This is a genomic window from Blautia sp. AF14-40 (assembly GCF_003479665.1).
GTDB lineage: Bacteria > Bacillota > Clostridia > Lachnospirales > Lachnospiraceae > Fusicatenibacter > Fusicatenibacter saccharivorans.
Window position 1 is genome coordinate 205,182 of sequence record NZ_QUHK01000001.1, and the last position, 22,000, is coordinate 227,181.

26 protein-coding genes are annotated in these 22,000 nt (G+C 50.0%); 24 read left to right on the forward strand and 2 right to left on the reverse strand.

Features of this window, described 5'->3' with window-relative positions:
* Positions 1–120: 120 nt before the first annotated feature.
* The 12 genes from ylxM (at position 121) to pgeF (ending at position 8,209) form a co-directional block, all read left to right on the forward strand.
* Positions 121–465 (forward strand): YlxM family DNA-binding protein, encoded by a 345-nt coding sequence (gene ylxM, locus DWW13_RS01000; protein ID WP_330377042.1) that lies wholly within the window; start codon positions 121–123, stop codon positions 463–465.
* A 2-nt stretch (positions 466–467) separates the two neighbouring features.
* The gene (ffh, locus tag DWW13_RS01005; protein WP_117509057.1) at positions 468–1,817 is read left to right on the forward strand and encodes a signal recognition particle protein; all 1,350 of its coding nucleotides are present in this window, start codon (positions 468–470) and stop codon (positions 1,815–1,817) included.
* Between the two features lie 54 nt (positions 1,818–1,871).
* Positions 1,872–2,117 (forward strand): 30S ribosomal protein S16, encoded by a 246-nt coding sequence (rpsP, locus tag DWW13_RS01010; protein WP_022461506.1) that lies wholly within the window; start codon positions 1,872–1,874, stop codon positions 2,115–2,117.
* 21 nt (positions 2,118–2,138) lie between these two features.
* On the forward strand, positions 2,139–2,369 hold the full coding sequence (locus tag DWW13_RS01015; RefSeq protein ID WP_022461507.1) for a KH domain-containing protein: 231 nt from the start codon (positions 2,139–2,141) through the stop codon (positions 2,367–2,369).
* Positions 2,370–2,545: 176 nt separating this feature from the next.
* Positions 2,546–3,052 carry a ribosome maturation factor RimM gene (gene rimM / locus DWW13_RS01020; RefSeq protein ID WP_022461508.1) on the forward strand — a complete coding sequence of 169 codons (507 nt, stop codon included), beginning with the start codon at positions 2,546–2,548 and terminating at the stop codon, positions 3,050–3,052.
* Positions 3,053–3,070: 18 nt separating this feature from the next.
* Positions 3,071–4,195 (forward strand): tRNA (guanosine(37)-N1)-methyltransferase TrmD, encoded by a 1,125-nt coding sequence (gene trmD / locus DWW13_RS01025; RefSeq protein ID WP_117760368.1) that lies wholly within the window; start codon positions 3,071–3,073, stop codon positions 4,193–4,195.
* Positions 4,196–4,283: 88 nt separating this feature from the next.
* Positions 4,284–4,631: a 50S ribosomal protein L19 gene (gene rplS / locus DWW13_RS01030; protein ID WP_022461510.1), complete on the forward strand. Its 348-nt coding sequence runs from the start codon at positions 4,284–4,286 to the stop codon at positions 4,629–4,631.
* Positions 4,632–4,712: 81 nt separating this feature from the next.
* Positions 4,713–5,273, forward strand: coding sequence for a signal peptidase I (lepB, locus tag DWW13_RS01035; protein WP_226906862.1), 561 nt, complete (start codon positions 4,713–4,715; stop codon positions 5,271–5,273).
* Positions 5,274–5,297: 24 nt separating this feature from the next.
* Positions 5,298–6,140, forward strand: coding sequence for a ribosome biogenesis GTPase YlqF (gene ylqF / locus DWW13_RS01040; RefSeq protein WP_055226467.1), 843 nt, complete (start codon positions 5,298–5,300; stop codon positions 6,138–6,140).
* Between the two features lie 36 nt (positions 6,141–6,176).
* Entirely contained in the window at positions 6,177–6,944 is a 768-nt protein-coding gene (locus DWW13_RS01045; protein ID WP_055266587.1) for a ribonuclease HII, read from the forward strand.
* 34 nt (positions 6,945–6,978) lie between these two features.
* The gene (locus DWW13_RS01050; protein ID WP_022461514.1) at positions 6,979–7,341 is read left to right on the forward strand and encodes a YraN family protein; all 363 of its coding nucleotides are present in this window, start codon (positions 6,979–6,981) and stop codon (positions 7,339–7,341) included.
* A 13-nt stretch (positions 7,342–7,354) separates the two neighbouring features.
* Positions 7,355–8,209: a peptidoglycan editing factor PgeF gene (gene pgeF, locus DWW13_RS01055; RefSeq protein WP_226906311.1), complete on the forward strand. Its 855-nt coding sequence runs from the start codon at positions 7,355–7,357 to the stop codon at positions 8,207–8,209.
* A 97-nt stretch (positions 8,210–8,306) separates the two neighbouring features.
* Here pgeF and DWW13_RS01060 read toward each other — a convergent pair whose 3' ends face one another.
* Positions 8,307–9,470 (reverse strand): ribose-phosphate pyrophosphokinase, encoded by a 1,164-nt coding sequence (locus DWW13_RS01060; protein WP_022461516.1) that lies wholly within the window; start codon positions 9,468–9,470, stop codon positions 8,307–8,309.
* 211 nt (positions 9,471–9,681) lie between these two features.
* Between DWW13_RS01060 and DWW13_RS01065 the strand changes: the two genes are divergently transcribed.
* The 8 genes from DWW13_RS01065 (at position 9,682) to DWW13_RS01100 (ending at position 18,263) form a co-directional block, all read left to right on the forward strand.
* The gene (locus tag DWW13_RS01065; RefSeq protein WP_117760366.1) at positions 9,682–11,076 is read left to right on the forward strand and encodes a DUF512 domain-containing protein; all 1,395 of its coding nucleotides are present in this window, start codon (positions 9,682–9,684) and stop codon (positions 11,074–11,076) included.
* A complete protein-coding gene (der, locus tag DWW13_RS01070; protein WP_117760365.1) occupies positions 11,030–12,358 on the forward strand; it encodes a ribosome biogenesis GTPase Der in 1,329 nt (442 codons plus the stop codon). The genes DWW13_RS01065 and der overlap by 47 nt, the downstream gene beginning before the upstream one ends.
* A 6-nt stretch (positions 12,359–12,364) precedes the next feature.
* Positions 12,365–13,012: a glycerol-3-phosphate 1-O-acyltransferase PlsY gene (gene plsY, locus DWW13_RS01075; protein WP_117760364.1), complete on the forward strand. Its 648-nt coding sequence runs from the start codon at positions 12,365–12,367 to the stop codon at positions 13,010–13,012.
* Positions 13,013–13,015: 3 nt separating this feature from the next.
* Entirely contained in the window at positions 13,016–14,029 is a 1,014-nt protein-coding gene (locus tag DWW13_RS01080; protein ID WP_117760363.1) for an NAD(P)H-dependent glycerol-3-phosphate dehydrogenase, read from the forward strand.
* 189 nt (positions 14,030–14,218) lie between these two features.
* On the forward strand, positions 14,219–15,742 hold the full coding sequence (locus DWW13_RS01085) for a 4Fe-4S dicluster domain-containing protein (RefSeq protein ID WP_118718996.1): 1,524 nt from the start codon (positions 14,219–14,221) through the stop codon (positions 15,740–15,742).
* 25 nt (positions 15,743–15,767) lie between these two features.
* Positions 15,768–16,850, forward strand: a complete 1,083-nt coding sequence (locus DWW13_RS01090) for an ABC transporter substrate-binding protein (protein ID WP_226906312.1) — start codon at positions 15,768–15,770, stop codon at positions 16,848–16,850.
* Positions 16,828–17,610 (forward strand): ABC transporter permease, encoded by a 783-nt coding sequence (locus DWW13_RS01095; RefSeq protein WP_117760362.1) that lies wholly within the window; start codon positions 16,828–16,830, stop codon positions 17,608–17,610. The genes DWW13_RS01090 and DWW13_RS01095 overlap by 23 nt, the downstream gene beginning before the upstream one ends.
* Positions 17,607–18,263, forward strand: a complete 657-nt coding sequence (locus DWW13_RS01100; RefSeq protein ID WP_117760361.1) for an ATP-binding cassette domain-containing protein — start codon at positions 17,607–17,609, stop codon at positions 18,261–18,263. Before DWW13_RS01095 ends, DWW13_RS01100 begins: the two co-directional genes overlap by 4 nt.
* Before the next feature lie 48 nt (positions 18,264–18,311).
* On the opposite strand, the gene DWW13_RS01105 is transcribed toward DWW13_RS01100, so the two are convergent.
* Positions 18,312–19,133, reverse strand: coding sequence for an aldo/keto reductase (locus DWW13_RS01105; RefSeq protein WP_055218124.1), 822 nt, complete (start codon positions 19,131–19,133; stop codon positions 18,312–18,314).
* Positions 19,134–19,495: 362 nt separating this feature from the next.
* Here DWW13_RS01105 and DWW13_RS01110 point away from each other — a divergent pair, with 362 nt between their 5' ends.
* The 4 genes from DWW13_RS01110 to DWW13_RS01125 all read left to right on the forward strand — a co-directional run bounded on the left by DWW13_RS01110 (position 19,496) and on the right by DWW13_RS01125 (position 21,920).
* Positions 19,496–19,846 (forward strand): hypothetical protein, encoded by a 351-nt coding sequence (locus DWW13_RS01110; RefSeq protein ID WP_055218122.1) that lies wholly within the window; start codon positions 19,496–19,498, stop codon positions 19,844–19,846.
* 14 nt (positions 19,847–19,860) lie between these two features.
* Positions 19,861–20,043 (forward strand): CooT family nickel-binding protein, encoded by a 183-nt coding sequence (locus DWW13_RS01115; RefSeq protein ID WP_117509049.1) that lies wholly within the window; start codon positions 19,861–19,863, stop codon positions 20,041–20,043.
* Between the two features lie 135 nt (positions 20,044–20,178).
* On the forward strand, positions 20,179–21,111 hold the full coding sequence (locus DWW13_RS01120) for a methylenetetrahydrofolate reductase (RefSeq protein ID WP_022462431.1): 933 nt from the start codon (positions 20,179–20,181) through the stop codon (positions 21,109–21,111).
* 38 nt (positions 21,112–21,149) lie between these two features.
* The gene (locus DWW13_RS01125; RefSeq protein ID WP_022462430.1) at positions 21,150–21,920 is read left to right on the forward strand and encodes an ATP-binding protein; all 771 of its coding nucleotides are present in this window, start codon (positions 21,150–21,152) and stop codon (positions 21,918–21,920) included.
* Positions 21,921–22,000: the final 80 nt, after the last annotated feature.

The following is a 22,000-nucleotide window of genomic DNA, read 5'->3' on the forward strand; positions in this document are numbered from 1 at the left end:
AAACGCGGAAAATGCGCCCTTTCTGCGGCTTTTGAAACGGATCAGAAAAATTTTAAAACTGTCAAGAAAAAATACTTGACACCCTGCGCCTTTTCGTGTATGATAACCAAGGTGATCGCAATGGAAAAAATATTGGAACAGACATTACTGTATGATTTTTACGGCGAACTTCTGACTGAACATCAGCGTCAGGTATATGAGGACGTGGTGCTCAACGATTTTTCCCTGAGCGAGGTTGCGGCAGCGCGGGGCATTTCCCGCCAGGGAGTTCACGATCTGGTCAGACGCTGCAACAAGACACTGGAAGAGTATGAAGAAAAGCTTCATCTGGTACAACGCTTTGTGCAGATCCGGGAGAATGTAAACGAGATCCGAAAGCTGACAGACCCATCCGGTGATACCCCGAAAGAAGATGTGATGCAGCGGATTGCAGCAATTGCATCGGATATATTAGAGGAGCTTTGAGCATGGCATTTGAAAGTTTAACCGAGAAACTCCAGAATGTTTTCAAAAATCTCAGAAGCAAGGGCCGCCTGACCGAGGCGGATGTAAAGACTGCGCTGAAGGAAGTAAAAATGGCACTTCTCGAGGCGGATGTCAGCTTCAAAGTAGTAAAACAGTTTATCAAATCCGTACAGGAGCAGGCAGTCGGACAGGACGTCATGAACGGACTGAATCCGGGTCAGATGGTCATTAAAATCGTAAATGACGAGCTGGTCAAGCTGATGGGTTCCGAGACAACGGAAATCGCACTGCGCCCGGCGAGTGAAGTTACCATTATTATGATGGCAGGTCTTCAGGGAGCCGGTAAAACAACCACAACCGCAAAGATTGCAGGAAAGTTAAAAGCCAAGGGAAGAAAACCTCTCCTTGCAGCCTGCGACGTATACCGCCCGGCAGCGATCAAACAGCTGCAGGTCAACGGAGAAAAGCAGGGCGTGGAAGTGTTCGCTATGGGAGATAAAAACCGTCCGGTGGATATCGCAAAGGCAGCGCTGGTGCATGCAAAGACAAACGGCTTTAACGTATTGATTCTGGATACGGCAGGCCGTCTGCACATCGACGAAGAGATGATGCAGGAATTACAGGATATCAAAGCGGCTGTTCCTGTGGATCAGACCCTTTTGGTAGTAGATGCTATGACCGGACAGGACGCAGTCAATGTGGCCGAGATGTTCAGCAATAAAGTCGGCATCGACGGTGTAGTACTTACAAAATTAGATGGTGACACCAGAGGCGGTGCGGCACTTTCAATCCGTGCAGTTTCCGGCAAACCAATTCTCTATGTCGGCATGGGCGAAAAGCTTTCGGATCTGGAGCAGTTTTATCCGGACCGTATGGCGTCCCGTATCCTCGGCATGGGCGATGTGATGAGCCTGATTGAAAAAGCGCAGGCAAACATCGACGAAGAAAAAGCAAAAGCCATGGAACAGAAGATGAAGAAGGCGCAGTTCGACTTCAACGATTATCTGGATTCCATGGAGCAGATGCGCAATATGGGCGGCATCTCCAGCATCCTGAATATGCTTCCGGGCGTCGGCGCGAAAATGAAGGGCCAGGATCTTGAGAGCATGGTGGATGAAAAAGACATGGCAAGAAAGGAAGCTATTGTACTTTCTATGACGCCAAAGGAAAGAGAAAACCCGGATCTCATCAATCCGTCGAGAAAGCAGAGAATTGCAAAAGGCGCCGGTGTTGACATCGCGGAGGTAAACCGTTTCATCAAACAGTTTGAACAGTCAAGAAAAATGATGAAACAGATGACCGGAATGGTCGGTAAGGGTGGTAAAAGAGGAGGATTCAAACTTCCCTTTTAGCATAAAAGAAAAAATATAAATAAATACATGAATTTACAATGGAGGTAAAGAAAAATGGCAGTAAAAATGAGATTAAGAAGAATGGGACAGAAGAAAGCTCCTTTTTATAGAATCGTTGTAGCAGATTCCAGATCCCCAAGAGACGGACGTTTCATCGAGGAGATCGGAACTTACGATCCGAACCGCGAGCCGAGCGCAATCAGCTTCAACGAGGAGGCTGCTAAAAAATGGCTGGCTAACGGCGCACAGCCGACCGAAATCGTTGCCAAACTCTTAAAACAGGCTGGTATCGAGAAATAATTCATACGGGGGTATCTTGTAATGAAAGAACTTATCGAAGTAATTGCAAAATCTCTGGTTGATCATCCATCTGAGGTAGTTGTGACAGAAACCGTCAGCGGTGATGACCTTCTGCTGGAACTCAAAGTAGATCCGTCAGATATGGGAAAAGTCATCGGACGTCAGGGACGCATTGCGAAAGCAATCCGTACGGTTGTAAAAGCAGCTTCCTCAAAGAGCGACAGAAAAGTTGTCGTAGAAATTTTACAGTAAGTAAAAGATAGGAAAAGGAACCGACAGTTGTTGCCGGTTCCTTTCTTTACGCGGGCAACGAGACAAAGTCCGTGCTTGCACGGGACCTTGGCGACTGCCGCGATAACTTGAGAAACTCGCAAAGCGTGTTTCTCGAGTCGCAATACACAGTAGAACTGGTTGGAAAGGGTTTTTGAATGGAAGAATATTTGCAGATTGGCGTAATTACCACAACCCACGGCGTACGCGGTGAGGTAAAGGTATACCCGACGACAGATCCGGAGCGTTTTCTTTCTCTGGACCGCGTTTTTCTCGATACAGGAAAAGAAAAAAAAGAACTCCATGTAACTGGCGTGCGTTTTTTCAAACAGCTTGCCATTGTAAAATTCAAAGGAATTGACAACATCAACGATATCGAACGGTATAAAGGCTGCAGCCTCTATGTGACGAGAGAGGATGCCATTCCGCTGGAAGAGGACGAATACTATATCGCAGACCTGCAGGGAATGCAGATGTACACCGAGGACGGCGAACTGTTCGGCACGCTCCGCGATGTGATGGAGACCGGTGCGAACGACGTCTATATTGTAGATTCGAAAGAGCACGGAGAGGTTCTGATTCCGGCGATCCATGACTGCATTCTGGATGTGGACCTGGATGAACAGAAGATGACGATTCACCTTCTTCCGGGCCTGATTGACTGATAAAGAGAGTAAAGAACGATGAAATATCATATTCTGACGCTGTTTCCGGAGATGATCGAGCAGGGGCTGCACACCAGCATCCTCGGAAGAGCCATCAACAACGGCTATATTTCCCTCGAGACGACGAATATCCGGGATTTTTCAGCAAATAAATTCAACCGCGTGGACGATTACCCGTACGGCGGCGGTGCGGGCATGGTCATGGAGGCGGAGCCGGTGTTCCGCGCCTACCAGTCGGTAGCCGAAAAGATCGGGAAAAAGCCGCGCACGGTCTATCTGACACCGCAGGGAAAAGTACTGAACCAGACGATGGTGGAAGAGCTGGCGCTTGAGGACGATCTTGTGCTGCTCTGTGGCCACTATGAGGGCATCGATGACCGCGTACTGCAGGAAGTGGTAACGGACTATATCTCGATCGGGGATTATGTTTTAACAGGCGGAGAACTCGGTGCAATGGTGCTGGTGGATGCGGTATCGCGGTTTGTGCCGGGTGTCTTAAGCAACGAGGAATCTTCGCAGTTTGAGTCGCTGCAGGACAATCTGCTTGAGTATCCGCATTACACAAGACCGGAGACATGGCACGAGAAAAAAGTTCCGGAGGTGCTTCTTTCCGGTGACCACAAAAAGATCGAAGCGTGGCGTCATGAGGCATCCCTGGTGCGGACAGCCGAGCGGCGGCCGGACCTTCTGGAAAATGCATTCCAGATTTCCTGCGCATGCAATGAAAAAGAGGAATCGTCTGCCTGGGCGCACGATCTTTTGGCAGGCATGACACGCTATGGTGTAAGCCTTGATCTCGGACGAAAGAAGATCCGGAAACAGAAAAATCTGTTTGATGACCATGATCTGCTGATTCTGCAGCTTCCGGGAACGCTTGAGGAGGGTATGAAAGCAAAGAGCGAGTATATCCGCAGCTTTGCCGGAAAAGAAACACCGCTGGTGTTTTTGTGCCCGGACGGATTCTCAGAAGAGGAAGAAAAACTCGAAGAGCAGCTGGAAAAAAACGGTTTCCGTCTGGTCGCACGGCTTACCGGCATACCGTCCGCGGACGGCCTGCAGCGGTTTTCTTTCGCGCTTCGCAGTCTGCTGTACAGCGGCGAATGGAAAGTGAAAAAAATACTTGCATCTGCGGATGCATTATAGTATAATATATCTTGTTGTGAGTAAAGAGATGGTCCGCTGTTGCAAAAAGGCATTAAGAACATCCAGGGTAAAAAAAGGAGATAAAGAAATGAACGACATTATTAAGAAAATCGAAGATGCACAGTTAAAAGCAGAAGCACCGGAGTTCCGCGTTGGTGATACCGTTAAAGTTTACGGTAAAATCAAAGAGGGTAACCGCGAGCGTATCCAGGTATTCGAAGGCGTTGTCCTGAAAAGACAGGGCGGCGGAAGCAAAGAGACCTTCACTGTTCGTAAGAGCTCTAACGGCGTAGGCGTTGAGAAAACATGGCCGGTACACTCTCCGAACGTTGAAAAAGTAGAAGTTATCAGACGTGGTAAAGTAAGACGTGCGAAACTGAACTACTTAAGAGACCGTGTTGGTAAAGCAGCGAAAGTGAAAGAGCTGGTAAAATAATAAGTCGTTAAAAGGATGGCCGGAGGAACATGAGCAATTGTGTTTCTCCGGTTTTGTCTTACGGAGAATTACACTATGGGTATGAATACCAGATATGTAAAAGAATATTTCTACAAGAAAAAGATCCGTTCCATGTTTGTATGGAATCTGGAAATCATCGCAGTGATTCTTCTTGCGGCGGCATTTTCCTGGTTTTTCTGCAGAAGTGTCGTGGTGCAGGAGGGCTCGATGGAGCCGACTCTCGTGCCGGGGGAGCGTGTGCTGATGGACTCCGCCTGGTACCGCTTAAGTTCTCCGAAACGCGGGGATATCATCGCGTTCCGGACGAGTGAGGACAAGAAGGCGAGCATCCACATCAAGCGTGTGATTGCGTTGCCGGGCGAGACGGTACAGATCAAAGACGGACAGATCCTCATCAACGGGGAAGTCTATAATGAAAAAGATGAATTTCCGGCCATCACAAACGCGGGACTTGCCTCCGAGCCGATCACGGTCGGGAAGGGACAGTACTTTGTGCTCGGCGACAACCGGAACAACAGCGAGGACAGCCGCCACAACGGCATGGGACTCGTGGATTCGGACCGCATTGTCGGAAAGCTCTGGTTTACGATTTCGCCGTGGAAGAAAATCGGTTTCGTGTAAACGCAGCATAGAAGGAGAAGAAACATGAATTATCAGTGGTACCCGGGTCATATGACGAAGGCCCGCAGACAGATGCAGGAAGACTTAAAGCTCATCGACCTGATGATTGAGCTGGTCGATGCGAGAGTTCCTGCAGCGAGCCGCAACCCGGATATAGATGAACTTGGAAAGAACAAAGCACGGCTGATCCTGCTGAACAAATCGGACCTTGCCGATGAGCGCGGAAACGATGCCTGGATGGAATATTTCAAGGGAAAGGGATATTCTGTTGTGAAGGTCAATTCCCGTTCCGGAGCCGGCATGAAAGCGATTAACAGCGCCGTACAGGAGGCCTGCAAAGAGAAAATCGAGCGCGACCGCAAACGCGGCATCCTGAACCGTCCGGTCCGCGCGATGGTTGTCGGTATTCCGAACGTCGGAAAATCGACATTTATCAATGCGTATGCGGGCAGAGCCTGTGCGAAAACCGGAAACAAACCGGGCGTCACGAAGGGAAAACAATGGATCCGTCTGAGCAAACAGCTGGAGCTTCTGGACACACCTGGTATCCTGTGGCCGAAGTTTGAGGACCAGCAGGTGGGACTGCATCTTGCGATGATCGGTTCCATCAACGATGAGATCCTGAACGTGGAGGAGCTGGCGCTGTCCGTCATCGATTATCTGACGGCAGAGTATCCGGGAACGCTGGAGAAACGCTTTGGCTTTGAAGGCATGACGGATCGTGTGGAAATCCTGGGTGAGATTGCGCGTGTGCGCGGCTGCCTGAAAAAGGGAAATGAGCTCGATTACGAAAAAGCAGCACGGCTTCTGATGGATGATTTCCGGAGCGGAAAGCTCGGCAGAATCACGCTGGAAAAACCGGAATAAATGGATTTATCAAAATAAAAAATGCGGAGAACAACGATGACAGAGAAAAAACAATCGATATCCGCCATACGGGAAATTTTTGCGGCAGCTTCGGAGACGGAGCTGCCCGCCCTTTATCTGGAATATGAAGAGGATTCCCGTGCCGGCGTACAAAATCTGATTCAAAAATACCAGAAACAGGAAGAGGCCTTAAAAAAAGAGCGCGAGCGCACGGAACAGATGAAGATCTACGAGCACAAATATGAGGATCTTGGCTGGATCTGCGGCATCGACGAGGTCGGAAGAGGCCCTCTGGCGGGCCCTGTGGTCGCAGGTGCGGTCATTCTGCCGCGCGACAGTAAAATCCTGTATCTGAACGATTCCAAGCAGCTGACGGCCAAAAAACGCGACGAGCTGTACGATGTGATCATGCGCGAGGCAGTGGCCGTCGGCATCGGCTATGCCTCCCCGGCGCGGATCGACGAGATCAATATTTTACAGGCAACGTACGAGGCGATGCGGGAGGCGATCAGCAAGCTTTCCGTGAAGCCGGATGTGCTCTTAAACGATGCGGTGAAAATCCCGCAGGTGGACATCCGCCAGGTGCCGATCATCAAGGGAGATGCCAAGAGTGTTTCGATTGCGGCGGCAAGTATTGTTGCGAAGGTGACAAGGGACCGCCTGATGGAAGAGTACGACAAGGTGCTTCCGGGCTACGGTTTTGCATCGAACAAGGGCTACGGTTCGGCAGAGCATATCGCTGCTTTAAAAGAAATCGGCCCGTCACCGATCCACCGGCAGTCGTTTATCGGCCATTTCGTGTAAAGGCACCGCATCAAAAAAGGAGAGGGTATCGCATTTGAATCAGCGGGAAGTAGGAACGAGACAGGAGAGCCGTGCGGCAGAATATCTGGAAAGCCTGGGATATCACATCCTGGTGCGGAATTTCCGGTGCCGCTTCGGTGAGATCGACCTGATCGCAAAACAGGACGACACATACATTTTTATCGAAGTAAAATACCGCACCGGCCGGACAGCCGGAGACCCGACAAGCGCCGTGGATGGAAAGAAACAGAAGAAAATTTCAAAAACAGCAGATTACTACCGCATGCTCCACCAGATCCCGATGGATGTGCCCTGCCGCTTCGACGTCGTGGCAGAGACACCGGAGGAGATCCGCGTCTATGCGAACGCGTTTTATTATCAGGGGAGCGGCTGGTAGGAAAGGAGTTTTTATGATACCAATTCAATGGAAACAAAACGATAAAAAAACGATGCATGTCAACGAGGCGGAAAACGGCGTGGTCTATCTGACCTGGCCGGCGATTGAGAAAATTGAGGGCATCCGCCATGCATTTTCCACACGGATCGGCGGGGTGAGTAAGGAACATCTTTCCAGCATGAATCTCAGCTTTTCGCGCGGCGACGATCCGGCGAATGTGCGGGAGAATTACAGAAGATTCTGTGAGGCGGCGGGGTTTGAAGTGGAAAACATTGTTACCTCCGATCAGGCACACACAACGAAGGTCCGTTATGTGACGAAAGCAGACTGCGGCAGCGGCGTGACAAGAGACCGCGATTTTCATGATATTGACGGTATGATCACTGACGAGCCGGGCGTCGTACTTGCGACATTCTATGCGGACTGCGTGCCGCTCTACTTTGTCGACCCGGTGCACCGTGCAATTGGACTTTCACATTCCGGCTGGCGTGGAACGGTCCACAAGATGGGACAGGCAACGCTCGATGCGATGCACGAACGGTTTGGAACAGAAGCAAAAGATGTGATCGCAGCCGTCGGCCCGTCGATCTGCCAGGAATGCTACGAGGTGAGCGGTGACGTGATCGAAGAGTTCCGGGCAGCATTCCCGGAAACACTGCATGAGAAACTGTTCTGCGGAAAACCAGATGGAAAATACCAGTTAAATCTTTGGGAGGCGAATCATCAGATCCTTCTTGCGGCAGGAGTGCCGGAGAAGCAGATTCATCTGCCGAACCTCTGCACCTGCTGCAACCCGGATTTCCTGTATTCCCACCGTGCATCGAAGGGAAAAAGAGGAAACCTCGCGGCATTCCTTTCCCTGGTCTGAAAACAGGATCGAAAACAGAATAGAAAGCATCAAAAAACGGACCTGGAAAAAACAGATCCGTTTTTTTGCTGTATGCATCCGGCGGACACAAAATCGATTATCTGTGTTTTGCCAGCAGCTTATTGATTTTCTCTGTCGTAGACTGTACTTTTGCAACGGATACGTCGTGGTTAAGCGTATCGATAATGCTTGCCATATATTTGCTCATCTCAGCCGGCTCATACCAAGGACGGGAAACGAGTTCCGGTGTACGGTAGGTCAGGTCGGTGGTGATGACTTTGCTGATATAGCCTTTCTCATAGTAAGCATCGAATTTCTCCAGACCATCGGTGAAGAGGCCGAAGGTGGTGCAGACAAAGACGTGGTCAGCGCCGCGCTCTTTGACCTGTTTTGCAACGTCAAGCATACTCTCACCGGAGGAGATCATATCGTCGATGATGACAACATCTTTTCCTGCTACGGAATCGCCGAGGAACTCATGTGCCACGATCGGGTTTTTTCCGTTTACGATGGTGGAGTAATCTCTTCTCTTATAGAACATACCCATATCGACGCCGAGCACGTTGGAGAAGTATACGGCACGCGCCATCGCTCCCTCGTCCGGGCTGATGATCATCAGATGATCGTTGTCGATCGTCAGATCCGGAACGGAACGAAGAAGGGCTTTTAAAAACTGGTAGGTTGGCATGAAGTTGTCAAAGCCGCCGAGCGGAATTGCGTTCATGACACGAGGATCGTGTGCGTCGAAGGTGATAAAGTTGGAAACACCCATGTTCATCAGCTCCTGCAGAGCAAGTGCGCAGTCGAGAGACTCACGTTTGGTGCGCTTATGCTGTCTTCCTTCATAAATGAAAGGCATGATTACGTTGATCCGGTGTGCTTTTCCCGTTGCAGCAGCGATGATACGTTTCAGATCCTGATAATGGTCATCCGGTGACATGTGGTTCTCGTAGCCGCAGACCTTGTAGGTGATGCTGTAGTTGCAGACATCAACCAGGATGTAAAGATCGGCACCGCGGACGGATTCGTTGATCTTTCCTTTTGCTTCGCCGGAACCGAAACGCGGGCACTCGCAGTCAATCAGAAAAGAATCCTCGGAATATCCGGAAAAGGAAACCCCGTTGCGGCGCTCGGCGAGCTCTTTACGGAACTGAACCAGATACGAATCGACTTTTTTTGCCATTTCCATACTGCCCGGCAGAGCTGCGAGCTTTAACGGGGCGACCGGAATGGAATTTTCAAGTAAATCTAAATTAGCCATACAAACCTCCAGTAATCGACATATTTTACAAAGCTTTTTCTTCCTATTTATATCATCGAAACAAAGGGCGCGTCAAGCAAAAAACGAAAGAATCCTTGCTTTTTGTGCAGGTTGTTGTTATTATAATGAATGAATGTCCGCTGGCTATGCAGAGTTCTGCTGCCTTTCGGACAGAAAATGAAGGAAAAGGAAAGGCCATAACATAATATCTGTGAAAAACAAAACGAAACACATCATAAAGAAAATAGAACCGGGCAGTATTGCCGAAGAGCTTGAACTGGAACCGGGAGACGAACTGCTTCGTGTCAACGGGGAAGAAATCGAGGACGTTTTTGATTACCATTTCCAGACCAACGACTCCTATCTGGAACTCACGATCCGGAAGAAAAACGGGGAAGAATGGGATCTGGAGATTGAAAAAGAGTATGACGAGGAAATCGGCATCACATTCGAGAACGAGTTCATGGATCAGTACCGTTCCTGCAGCAACAACTGCATTTTCTGCTTCATCGATCAGATGCCGCCGGGAATGCGTCCCACCTTGTATTTTAAGGATGACGATTCGCGTCTGTCCTTCCTGCAGGGAAACTATATTACACTGACCAACATGAGCGACCACGATATCGACCGGATTATCCGCTACCATCTGGCACCGATCAATATTTCGTTCCAGACAACGAACCCGGAGCTCCGCTGCAAAATGCTGCACAACCGTTTTGCGGGCAATATCTTTCCGAAGGTCCAGCGCCTTTACGAGGCGGGAATCGAGATGAATGGACAGATTGTGCTCTGCAAGGGATACAACGACGGCGCAGAGCTGGAGCGCAGTATTTCGGATCTGTCAAAATATCTGCCGCATCTGAAAAGTGTTTCGGTTGTCCCGGTCGGACTTTCGAAATACCGCGACGGACTGGCGCCTCTGGAACCGTTTACCAGGGAGGATGCAAAAGAAGTTCTTGCCACGATTCACAAATGGCAGAAAAAGCTGTATGAACAGTGGGGACTTCACTTTATCCATGCTGGTGATGAATGGTATCTGCTGGCGGGAGAGCCGATCCCGGAGGAGGAAAATTACGATGGCTATATCCAGCTGGAAAACGGAGTGGGAATGCTCCGGCTTCTGGAGGACGAGGTTGCGGAAGAACTTTCGAAACGAGAAGGGGACGACCGTCACCGCCATGTAACGATTGCGACCGGAAAAGCTGCGGCGCCGTCGTTGGAAAAACACATGCAGAAAATTCGTGAAAAATATCCGAATGTACAGGCGGAGGTTATCACGATTATCAACTATTTCTTTGGAGAATCCATTACCGTATCCGGTCTGATTACCGGAAAGGATCTGATGGAGCAGTTAGAGGGAAGAGATCTTGGCGACTGCCTGCTGCTTCCGTGCAACATGCTCCGTTCGGGAAAAAACGTCTTTCTCGACGATGTGACGGTGGAAGAGGTGGAAGAGCGCCTGAAAACACCGGTACAGATTATCGATGAGCCGGGCAGCGACCTGGTGAAAGCCGTTGTGGAGGAAAACCAGGAGACGATACACAGAAGGAGAACAATGTATGAGCAAGCCGATTGTAGCAATTGTGGGCCGGCCGAACGTGGGTAAATCCACCCTGTTTAATGTATTAGCCGGAGACAATATTTCGATTGTAAAAGACACACCGGGTGTAACCCGTGACCGTATTTATGCCGACGTGGAGTGGCTGAACCACAAATTTACGCTGGTAGACACCGGCGGTATTGAGCCGGAATCCAAAGATATCATTCTCTCCCAGATGAGAGACCAGGCGCAGATCGCCATTGATACCGCAAATGTCATCATCTTCATCACTGACGTCCGTCAGGGCCTTGTAGATGCCGATGCAAAAGTAGCTGATATGCTCAGAAGAAGCCGCAAGCCGGTTGTGCTGGTGGTCAACAAAGTCGACAACTTCGACCGTCAGATGATGGATGTTTATGAATTCTATAACCTCGGCATCGGAGAGCCGCACGCCATTTCCGCATCCGGAAAGCTCGGCATCGGCGATATGCTCGATGAGGTGACAGGATACTTTGATCCGGAGATGGAAAACGAGGAGGAGAGCGAGATTCCGCGCATCGCCATTGTCGGAAAACCGAACGTCGGAAAATCCTCCCTGGTCAACAAACTGCTGGGCTCGAACCGTGTCATCGTATCCGATATCGCCGGAACGACGCGCGATGCGATCGATACCACGATCATGCACAATGGAAATGAATATATTTTCATCGATACCGCAGGTCTTCGAAAGAAAAACAAGATCAAAGAGGAGCTGGAGCGGTACAGCATCATCCGTACAGTATCTGCCGTAGAGCGCGCAGATGTCGTCGTTCTTCTGATCAATGCAACCGAGGGTGTCACCGAGCAGGATGCCAAAATTGCCGGTATCGCCCATGAGCGTGGAAAAGGTATGATCATTGCGGTAAATAAATGGGATGCCTTGGAAAAAGATGACAAGACGATCTACCGCTTTACCGAAAAAGTAAGAAATACATTGGCTTACATGCCGTATGCAGAGCTTCTTTTCATCTCTGCGAAGACAGGACAGCGTCTTCCGAAGCTGTTCGAGACGATCGACATGGTTCTGCAGTACCAGAACCTGCGCGTACAGACCGGTGTCCTGAACGAGATTCTGACCGAGGCAATGGCAATGCAGCAGCCGCCGTCAGACCGTGGAAAACGACTGAAAATCTACTACATGACACAGGTTTCGGTCAAACCGCCGACATTTGTTATTTTCGTCAACGACAAAGAACTGATGCATTTCTCCTATGTTCGATATCTGGAGAATAAAATCAGAGAGTCGTTCGGCTTCCGCGGCACACCGCTGAAATTCATCATCAGAGAACGAAAAGAGAAGGAGCAGTAAAGAGTTATGGTACGGATCATATGCCTTTTGATCGGATACGCATTTGGCCTTTTTCAGACCTCATATATTTATGGAAGGACGAAGGGAATTGATATCCGGGAACACGGCAGCGGAAACGCAGGAACGACCAACGCGCTCCGGACTTTAGGGAAAAAAGCAGGCGCCATCACGCTTGCCGGCGACTGCATCAAATGCATTCTGGCGGTCCTGACGGTACGGCTGATCTTCGGTGCATCGCACCCGGAAATACTGAAACTGCTGACGGTGTATGCTGCGGCCGGAACGATTCTCGGCCACAACTTCCCGTTTTACTTAGGCTTCCGCGGCGGAAAAGGAATCGCTGCGACCGCGGGTCTGATTATCTCATTTGACTGGAGAATCACGCTGGTCTGTGCAGCGCTGTTTTTCCTGAATCTTGCAGTAACACACTATGTTTCCCTCGGTTCCATGATGGTTTACGTTGTCTTTTTTGCAATGGCCGTTATCATGGGACAGGCGGGCTGCTTTGCGCTGGAACCGCCGTATCTTTATGAGATGTACGTGGTGATCGCACTTCTTGCCGTGCTTGCCTTCTGGGAGCACCGTGCAAACATCAAGCGTCTCATCGCGGGAACAGAGCGGAAAACGTATTTATCCAAAAAGTCGGAGAAATAAAATATGGCAAAGATTAGCATCATCGGAGCAGGAAGCTGGGGAACCGCCCTCGGCCTCCTGCTCTGCAACAACGGGCATGACGTGACGATCTGCTCGGAAAATGAAAAGGAAATTGAGAGCTTAAAGGAACACAGAGAGCATCTAACGAAGCTTCCGGGCGTAAGACTGCCGGATGAAATGAAGTTCACCTGCGATGTGCGCGGCTCCCTTTCCGGACAGGACATCCTTGTGATGGCAAAAGCATCCCCGTACGTGCGAACCACATGTAAAAAGTATGCGGCGGATATTCCGGACGGCCAGCTCATCGTCAATGTGGCAAAAGGCGTGGAAGCCGATACCCTGATGACGATGTCTCAGATCATCGAGGAGGAAGTGCCGGGAGCGAATGTCGTTGTTCTCTCCGGACCGAGCCACGCAGAGGAAGTCGGCCGCGGCCTGCCGACCACGATCGTTGTCGGCGCGCATGACCGCGAGAGCGCACTGTATGTGCAGAATGTGTTCATGAGTCCGGTCTTCCGCGTTTACACAAGCCCGGACATCACGGGAATTGAACTTGGCGGAGCTCTGAAAAATGTCATCGCACTGGCAGCCGGAACGGCGGATGGTCTTGGCTACGGCGACAATACGAAAGCGGCTCTGATTACCCGCGGGATCGCGGAAATTGCACGGCTCGGCACGGCGATGGGTGCCCATGCGGAAACCTTCTATGGCCTTTCCGGCATCGGTGACCTGATTGTAACGTGTGCGTCCGTACACAGCCGGAACAGGAAAGCAGGATATCTGATCGGCCAGGGAAGAACAATGCAGCAGGCGATGGATGAGGTTCAAATGATTGTTGAAGGTGTCTATTCCGCAAAAGCGGGGCTTACCTTGTCAGAAAAATTCGGAATCGAAACGCCGATCATTCAGGCAGTCAATCAGGTTCTGTTTGAAAACAAAAACCCGAAACAGGCTGTGGATGAACTGATGCAGCGTATGAAAAAAGACGAACTCGCCCCGGATCTCTGGGAGCGGTAAAAATAAGAAACCTGTCACTTCTGTGAAATGATACAGAGACGGCAGGTTCTTTTTTTTGTGCAGACCGAAATTTTTCAGCAAAAATACGGGAAAAAGATGACAATACTTTCGAAATCAAGTATAGTAATAGAAAGCGGAATAATTTTAACTGAAAAGATGCGGAGGAAAATACAGCAGGAGGAAGAAAGAATGAGAGGAGTAGAAACAAGAATTCAGGAAATCCGCCATGCCATTTTTACGGAAGTTGCAAAAATGGCGTATGACGTGGACTCCCCGGTGGAAAAGACGATCGAGGAAATTCCTTACCGTGTAATTCCCGGTGAGGTCGGAAATTTTAGAAATGATGTGTTTCTGGAGCGGGCGATTGTAGGAGAGCGGCTTCGCCTTGCAATGGGACTTCCGTGCAGAAGCGCGGCAGAGCACGCCCCGATCTCGGACAATATCAAACTGGCGGACCAGGCGGAGACGTATTATACACCGCCGCTCATTAATGTCATCAAATTTGCATGCAACGCCTGTCATGAAAAACGGGTTCTGATCACGGAGGGATGTCAGGGATGTCTTGCACATCCGTGCGTGGAAGTCTGTCCGAAAAAGGCCATTACGCTGGACCGCACCAATGGACGATCCTATATTGATCAGGATAAATGCGTCAAATGTGGTCAGTGTGCCAAGGTATGCGGATACCAGGCTATTATCATTCAGGAGCGTCCGTGTGCGAGAGCCTGCGGAATGGATGCCATCGGTTCAGATGAGAACGGAAAAGCGGATATCGATTACGAGAAATGTGTATCCTGCGGCCAGTGTCTCGTCAACTGCCCGTTCGGCGCTATTTCGGACAAATCCCAGATCTTCCAGGTAATCCGTGCGATCCAGTCGGGAGAGCGCGTCTATGCAGCGCTGGCACCGGCGTTTGTCGGCCAGTTCGGACCGAAAGTAACGCCTGGAAAACTGCGTGCGGCGATGAAAAAGCTCGGCTTTGCGGATGTCTTTGAAGTTGCGATCGGAGCGGATCTCTGTGCGGCACAGGAGGCAGAGGATTTTGTGAACGAAGTTCCGGAGAAACTGCCGTTTATGGCGACATCCTGCTGTCCGGCCTGGTCTGTAATGGCGAAGATACTGTTCCCGGATTACGCTAACTGTATCTCGATGGCACTGACCCCGATGACGCTGACGGCGCGTCTGATCAAGAAACACAATCCGAATGCGAAGGTTGTCTTTGTCGGACCGTGTGCGGCGAAAAAACTGGAGGCCATGCGCCGGTCTGTCCGCAGTGAGGTGGACTTCGTTCTGACGTTTGAAGAGATGTCGGGCATTTTCGATGCGCGCCAGGTAGATGTGAGTGCACTTGAGGAAGATCCGGACGGCGTCAGCGATGCATCGGTGGACGGAAGAAACTTTGCTGTCTCCGGCGGCGTTGCAAAATCTGTGGAAAATGTAATCCGTGAAAAATACCCGGACCGCGAAATCAAGATGGCAAATGCAGAAGGTCTGAAGGAATGCCGGAAACTGCTGACAATGGCAAAGGCCGGAAAGTACAACGGTTATCTTCTCGAAGGCATGGCCTGTCCGGGCGGATGCGTGGCAGGAGCCGGCACGATGCAGTCAATCAAAAAGTCGCAGGCGGCAGTCAACAAATATGCGGCGCAGGCAAAACACAAGATTTCCAGCCAGACAGAATATGTAAAAGAACTGGACAAGCTGGTAGACTAAAAAGAACAGCAAGGTGGAGAAAAAAGTGAAAAAGAAAAGAAAGATGGGCTTTGCGGCAGCGATTCTTGCAATGGTACTTCTGTTTGCAGGATGCGGCCAGACAGAGACAAAGTCGGAGAGCAGCGGGACAAAAAGCACAGGATCAGAAAGTACAGTATCAGAAAGTACGCAGACAGAGAGCAGCACAGTGGCATCGGAAACAGAAGATGAGACACTGGTCCATGTGCTTGCATTAAAAGGACCGACCAGCATGGGAATGGTAAAAATGATGAGCGATAACGACAGCAAAGAGTCACCTGCGGACACGTTTGAACTTGCCGCTGCCCCGGATGAGGTCAGCGCAAAACTGGTACAGGGAGAGGTGGATATCGCCGCGGTTCCTGCGAACCTTGCAAGCGTACTCTACAACAAGACAAACGGCGGCGTGCAGGTGCTCGCAGTCAATACGCTCGGTGTCCTTTATATCGTCGAGGACGGCGATACCGTACATTCCATTGCGGATCTGAAAGGCAGAACCATTTATGCGGGCGGCAAAGGTGCAACTCCGGAGTATGCTTTGAATTATATCCTCGAAAAGAACGGCCTCGTACCGGGTGAGGACGTAACGATCGAGTGGAAGAGCGAACACGCCGAGTGCGTGGCAGCACTTGCAGAAGATGCCGATGGAATCGCCATGCTGCCGCAGCCGTTTGTAACGACGGCACAGACGAAAAAAGAAACGCTGCGCACCGCACTTGACCTGACCGAAGAATGGAACAAAATCCAGGAGTCCGAAGGAACAGTGAGCACACTGGTGACAGGTGTTACCGTTGTGCGCACTGCCTTTGCCAAGGAGCATCCGGAAGCAGTTGCAGACTTCATGGAAGCTTACCAGGCATCCGTATCCTACGTAACCGAAAACACGGATGAGGCGGCAAAACTGATCGGGGATTATGACATTGTTCCGGAGGCAGTCGCAAAGAAAGCGCTTCCGGCGTGCAACATTGTCTGCATCACCGGTGATGAGATGAAAGAGAAGCTTTCCGGTTATCTCGGTGTACTCAAAGACCAGAACCCGGAGGCAGTCGGAGGAGAACTTCCAGGAGATGACTTCTATTATTCCGAATAAAGACAAAAAAGAGAAACAGAGAAAAACGAAGCGCTGGCCGATCGTGTTCTGGCTTATGATCTGGCAGGCGGCAAGTGTTTTTGTCGGGCAGGAGATCCTTCTGGCATCTCCTGCCGCTGTTTTGAAACGCCTTTTTACGCTTGTAACAGAACCGTTCTTCTGGCAGTCCCTGCTGTTTTCCGGAGCACGCATCGGAGCCGGATTCCTTCTTGGTGCGGCGGCGGGAATTGCAGGAGCTGCACTTGCCGGTCGGTTTTCCATTGCAGAAGAACTCCTGACGCCGCTGGTTGCAGCAGTGAAAGCAGTGCCGGTCGCTTCTTTTGTGATTCTGATCCTGATATGGGTTTCGTCGAAGAATCTTTCGGTTGTGATTTCGTTTCTGATGGTATTTCCGATCCTGTATACAAACACGCGGAACGGCCTGCGGGAACTGGACACAGCGCTTTTGGAGATGACAGACGTTTTTCAGGTTCCGCGGCCGGTGCGGCTGCGCTGGGTGATCCTGCCGCAGCTGTACCCATATATCCGGACGGGATGTTCACTTTCCCTCGGCCTTTGCTGGAAGGCCGGAACGGCAGCAGAAGTAATCGGCATTCCGAACCGATCCATCGGAGAGCATCTGTATCAGGCAAAAATATATCTCGACACACCGGGACTCTTTGCCTGGACGGCAGCGATCGTGTACGTCAGCTTCTGTCTCGAAAAAGCTGTTTTAAAAGGAATGGATCTTGCGGAAAAAAGAATGCTGGTGATGAAATGAGAGAAGATACGATTGAAATCTGCCATCTGAAAAAAGCGTATGGAGAACACGTTATTTTTTCGAATCTTACGATGGAACTGAAAAAAGGAGCAGTGACCTGTCTGATGGCTCCTTCCGGGGCGGGAAAGACAACCCTGCTGCGGATTCTGGCAGGCCTGGAGCAGGCGGACGGCGGAAAAATCGGGGGACTGGAAGCCTTAAGAAAAAGTATGGTTTTTCAGGAACCGCGGCTGGCAGAAGAACTGACAGCTGCAGCCAATATCCAGCTCTCGGTAAGGCGCCGCATGTTTGGAAAAGAAAAAAGAAGCTTCCGTCATCTTGTGGAGGAGATGGAGGAACTCGGCCTTTCGGGCTGTGAAAACCAGGCTGTATCGGAACTGTCGGGCGGCATGCGCCAGCGGGTGGCGGTTCTGCGGGCCATGCGCATGGACGCAGATTTCCTCCTTTTGGATGAGCCGTTCCGGGGACTGGATGCGGGGACGAAAAAGAAAACGATGAACTATATCCGCAGAAAAGGAAAAGAAAAAACGATACTTCTGGTCACGCATGATTTAGAAGAAGCCGAAGCAATGGGGGACTGGATCTGCACCTGCAGCAGACTGGATGGTATCCTCGAAATAAAGAGAAACAGAAAAAGCAGCACAGAAATCTGAAACGGAAAGAAACAGATTTTCTGTGCTGCTTTTTCTGTGAATCCGCAGTTACAGCAGGTCATCCGGTATGGAAGCGGAGCGGAGCTGTTCGTCCATCGTGTCGATGAGCGCCATGTCGGCTTCAGAAAGTTCGAAGTCGAAGACATCCGCGTTGGCAAAAATGCGGTCCGGCTGTGTCGATTTCGGGATGACACTGATGCCCTGCTGGACGAGGTAGCGGAGGCCGATCTGCGCTTCAGTGCGTACATACTTTTCTGCCAGCTGCTGCATAATCTCACGGTTCAGATAAAGACCTCTTGCGAGCGGCGCATACGCTTGAACGGCGATTCCATGTGAACGGCAGAAAGCGATGAGCGGTTTCCGGTTCCAGAGCGGATGGCATTCGATCTGGTTGACGGCCGGGATGATGCCGGAAAATTCAAAGAGGGCGGTAAGGTGCGGCTCCTCGAAGTTGCTGACGCCGATCGATTTTGCACGCCCGGATTCGCGGATTTTTTCGAGTGCGCGCCATGTCTCCGGGTAGCAGCCCGGCACCGGCCAGTGAATCAGGTAAAGATCAACGTAGTCGAGACGGAGACGGTCGAGGCTGCGGTTGAAGGCACCTTCGATATCACCGACCCGCTGCGCGGTATTCCATACCTTTGTGGTAATAAAAAAGTTTTCCCGCGGAATCCCGCTTGCGCGGATCCCGCGGCCGATGCTGTCCTCATTTTTATAGGAGGAGGCGGTATCGATCAGACGGTAGCCGTATTTTGCCGCGGTGACAATTGCTTTTTCTGCCTCTTTTTCTGTCGATTTGTAAGTGCCAAGCCCCAGAAGCGGCATCGCTCTGCCGTCGTTCAATGTGATGGTTGGAATAGAAAGTGCCATAAAAACCCTCCGTATCTTGAATCAAAAAAAGATTCTGCCGTATTTCTCTCATAATTATGTTTAGTATAACATGAAAATTTAAAGAAATCAGACCAAATATATTAAAAAAGTTTAACACAATCGGGAAATGAAAAAAATAACAAGCCACGCAAGAAAAAAGAAGGATGCCAGGACGGCCTGTACGGCGAATTGTACAGAAATTTTGTGGAGGCCGTATTGATTTTGTGCATGAAATAGAGTATAATAAGTTTGAATTGATATTTATTTATCATTCCCTGTACAATCTGCAGGACGTTTCAGGAAAACAAAAGCGGACGAAACGGACGGCAGAGCAGAAAAACGGGGACAGAGGAGGCCATATTATGCATTTATTATATGACGAGAATGGAAATCCCATTCCGCACGGAGCTCACGACGAGCACCATCATCACCATGACCATCATCACGAGGGAGAAGACTGCGGACATGCCTGCAATGCATGCGGTTCCGAAGAAAAATGCAAGGACGAGAATCTTGCCCTTTTAACCTATATGCTGCAGCACAATGAACATCACGCAGCAGAACTCGACGAGATGGCCGACAAACTGGAAAAAGCCGGAATGGCGGACGCCGCAAAACAGATCAGGGAGGGAGTATCCGATTTCCAGAAAGGCAATATGCGCCTGTCCCTTGCACTGACGCTTGTAAAAGAGCATTTGAAAGAAGTTAAGTAGAGGAGGCGTAAGCTATGTGCCTTGCAACGGTATACAAAAATCCGGAGAACACAGTTGTCTGTAAAAATGTAAGCCGCATCGATGTCGATGGAGAATACGTTCTCATCCGCGACATCCTGGGCGAAGAGATCAGACTGCAGGGTAAGATCAAAATGGTAGATCTTGCAAACAGCATCGTAGAGCTGGACTGTGAATGATAATTGGTTGACGGAACCAGTTATTCTATAAAAGCGGTTTTAAGACCCCGGGGTCTGCGAATCGGAACAAACAGAACAGGCGAACCGGGACTTAGAATAGGAATATATTATATTAAAGCGGAGGTAAATTGAATTATGAAACTTTCAGAAGAGATGAAAAACAAGACCCTTCTGTCTTTTGAGCTGTTCCCGCCAAAGACAGAGAAGGGACTGCAGAATCTGCCGGGTACCATCGACCACCTGATGAAGTACAACCCGTCTTACATTTCCTGTACATACGGAGCAGGCGGCGGAAACGTCGGAGCAAACCGTGAAGTATGTCAGATGATCAAAAATGCCGGAACCACACCGGTTACTCATTTCACCGTTATCAAAAACACAAAAGAAGGAATTAAAGAACAGCTGGATCAGTATCTGGCTGACGGCGTAGACCACATGCTGGCACTGCGCGGTGATATTCCGCTTGGCGAGACCACAACCTGCGGTGACTTTGACTACGCTACGGATCTTGTAAAATTCGTACGTGATACCTACGGCGACAAATTTGAAATCGCTGTTGCAGGTTCACCGGAAGGCCACATCTCCTGCAGAAGTCTGGAGTCTGATATCGCAGTTCTGAAACAGAAACAGGACAACGGAGCTGACTACATCATGACACAGCTCTGCTGGGATATGGAGCAGTTCAAATACTGGCTCGATGCAATCCGTAAAGCAGGAATCACCATGCCGGTAGACGTTGGAGTTATGCCGATCCTGGATCAGGCAGCTACCATCAACATGGCACTTTCCAGAAACGGCTGTGTGATGGACAGAGAGCTTTCCAGAATGATCTCCAGACACTGGCTGTTCCCGAACCCATTTGCAGCAAAAGATGCAGAGGGCAAACCGTTCGACGTATTCTACGACAAGAAAGTTGCAGAGTTCAAAGAAGAGGGTATCGAATATACCGTAAAACAGATTGATGCATACCGTGCACTCGGTGTCAATGGAATTCATCTGTATGCACTGAATAAATGGAAAGACGTATCTGAAATCATCGACAGATCCGGCCTTTGCACACTGGTTTAATGAATTAATTACTTGAATTTGGGAGGCATCCGATTTTTATGGCACACGTAATAGCTGTCGCCGGAAAAGGCGGCGTTGGAAAAACAACATTATGCGGCTTGCTGATCCAGTATCTCTGCGAGTCAGGAAAAGGTCCTGTTCTTGCAGTTGATGCGGACGCAAACTCAAACCTGAATGAGGTACTCGGTGTAGAAGTAGAAGCTACCCTTGGAGATATCCGGGAGGAGATTGCCCGTGCAGAGATGGCATCCAAAAACCCGATTCCGGCAGGTATGAGCAAGGCAGATTATGCGGAATTTAAATTTGCAGGCGCTCTGACTGAGGAAGATGATTTTGACCTGCTTGTGATGGGAAGAACACAGGGAAAAGGCTGCTACTGCTTCGTCAATGGACTTCTGCAGAATCAGCTTGCAAAGCTGTATCCGAATTACCCCTTCATGGTTGTGGATAACGAGGCAGGCATGGAGCATATCAGCCGTGGTATACTTCCGGGAATGGATACAGCTATTTTGGTCAGTGACTGCTCAAGAAGAGGAGTACAGGCCGCTGCGAGAATCGCGGAGCTGATCAAAGAATGCGATATGAAGCCGAAGCAGGTAGGACTGATCGTAAACCGTGCGCCGAATGGCGTGTTAAATGAGGGAACCCGTGAGGAAATTGAAAAACAGGGATTAACTCTCCTTGGCGTTGTTCCGCACGATGATCAGGTTTATGAATATGACTGTGACGGAAAACCAACCGTACGTCTGCCGGAAGACTCTCCGGTACGCGCGGCATTAAAGAAAATCGTAGAAAACCTTGATTTATAAAAACAGAGAATCTGCCCTCCGCTTTGTACACGCTGCAGACGGAGGGATATTTCAAAAGTAAAATATCCCCCATGGGAGGA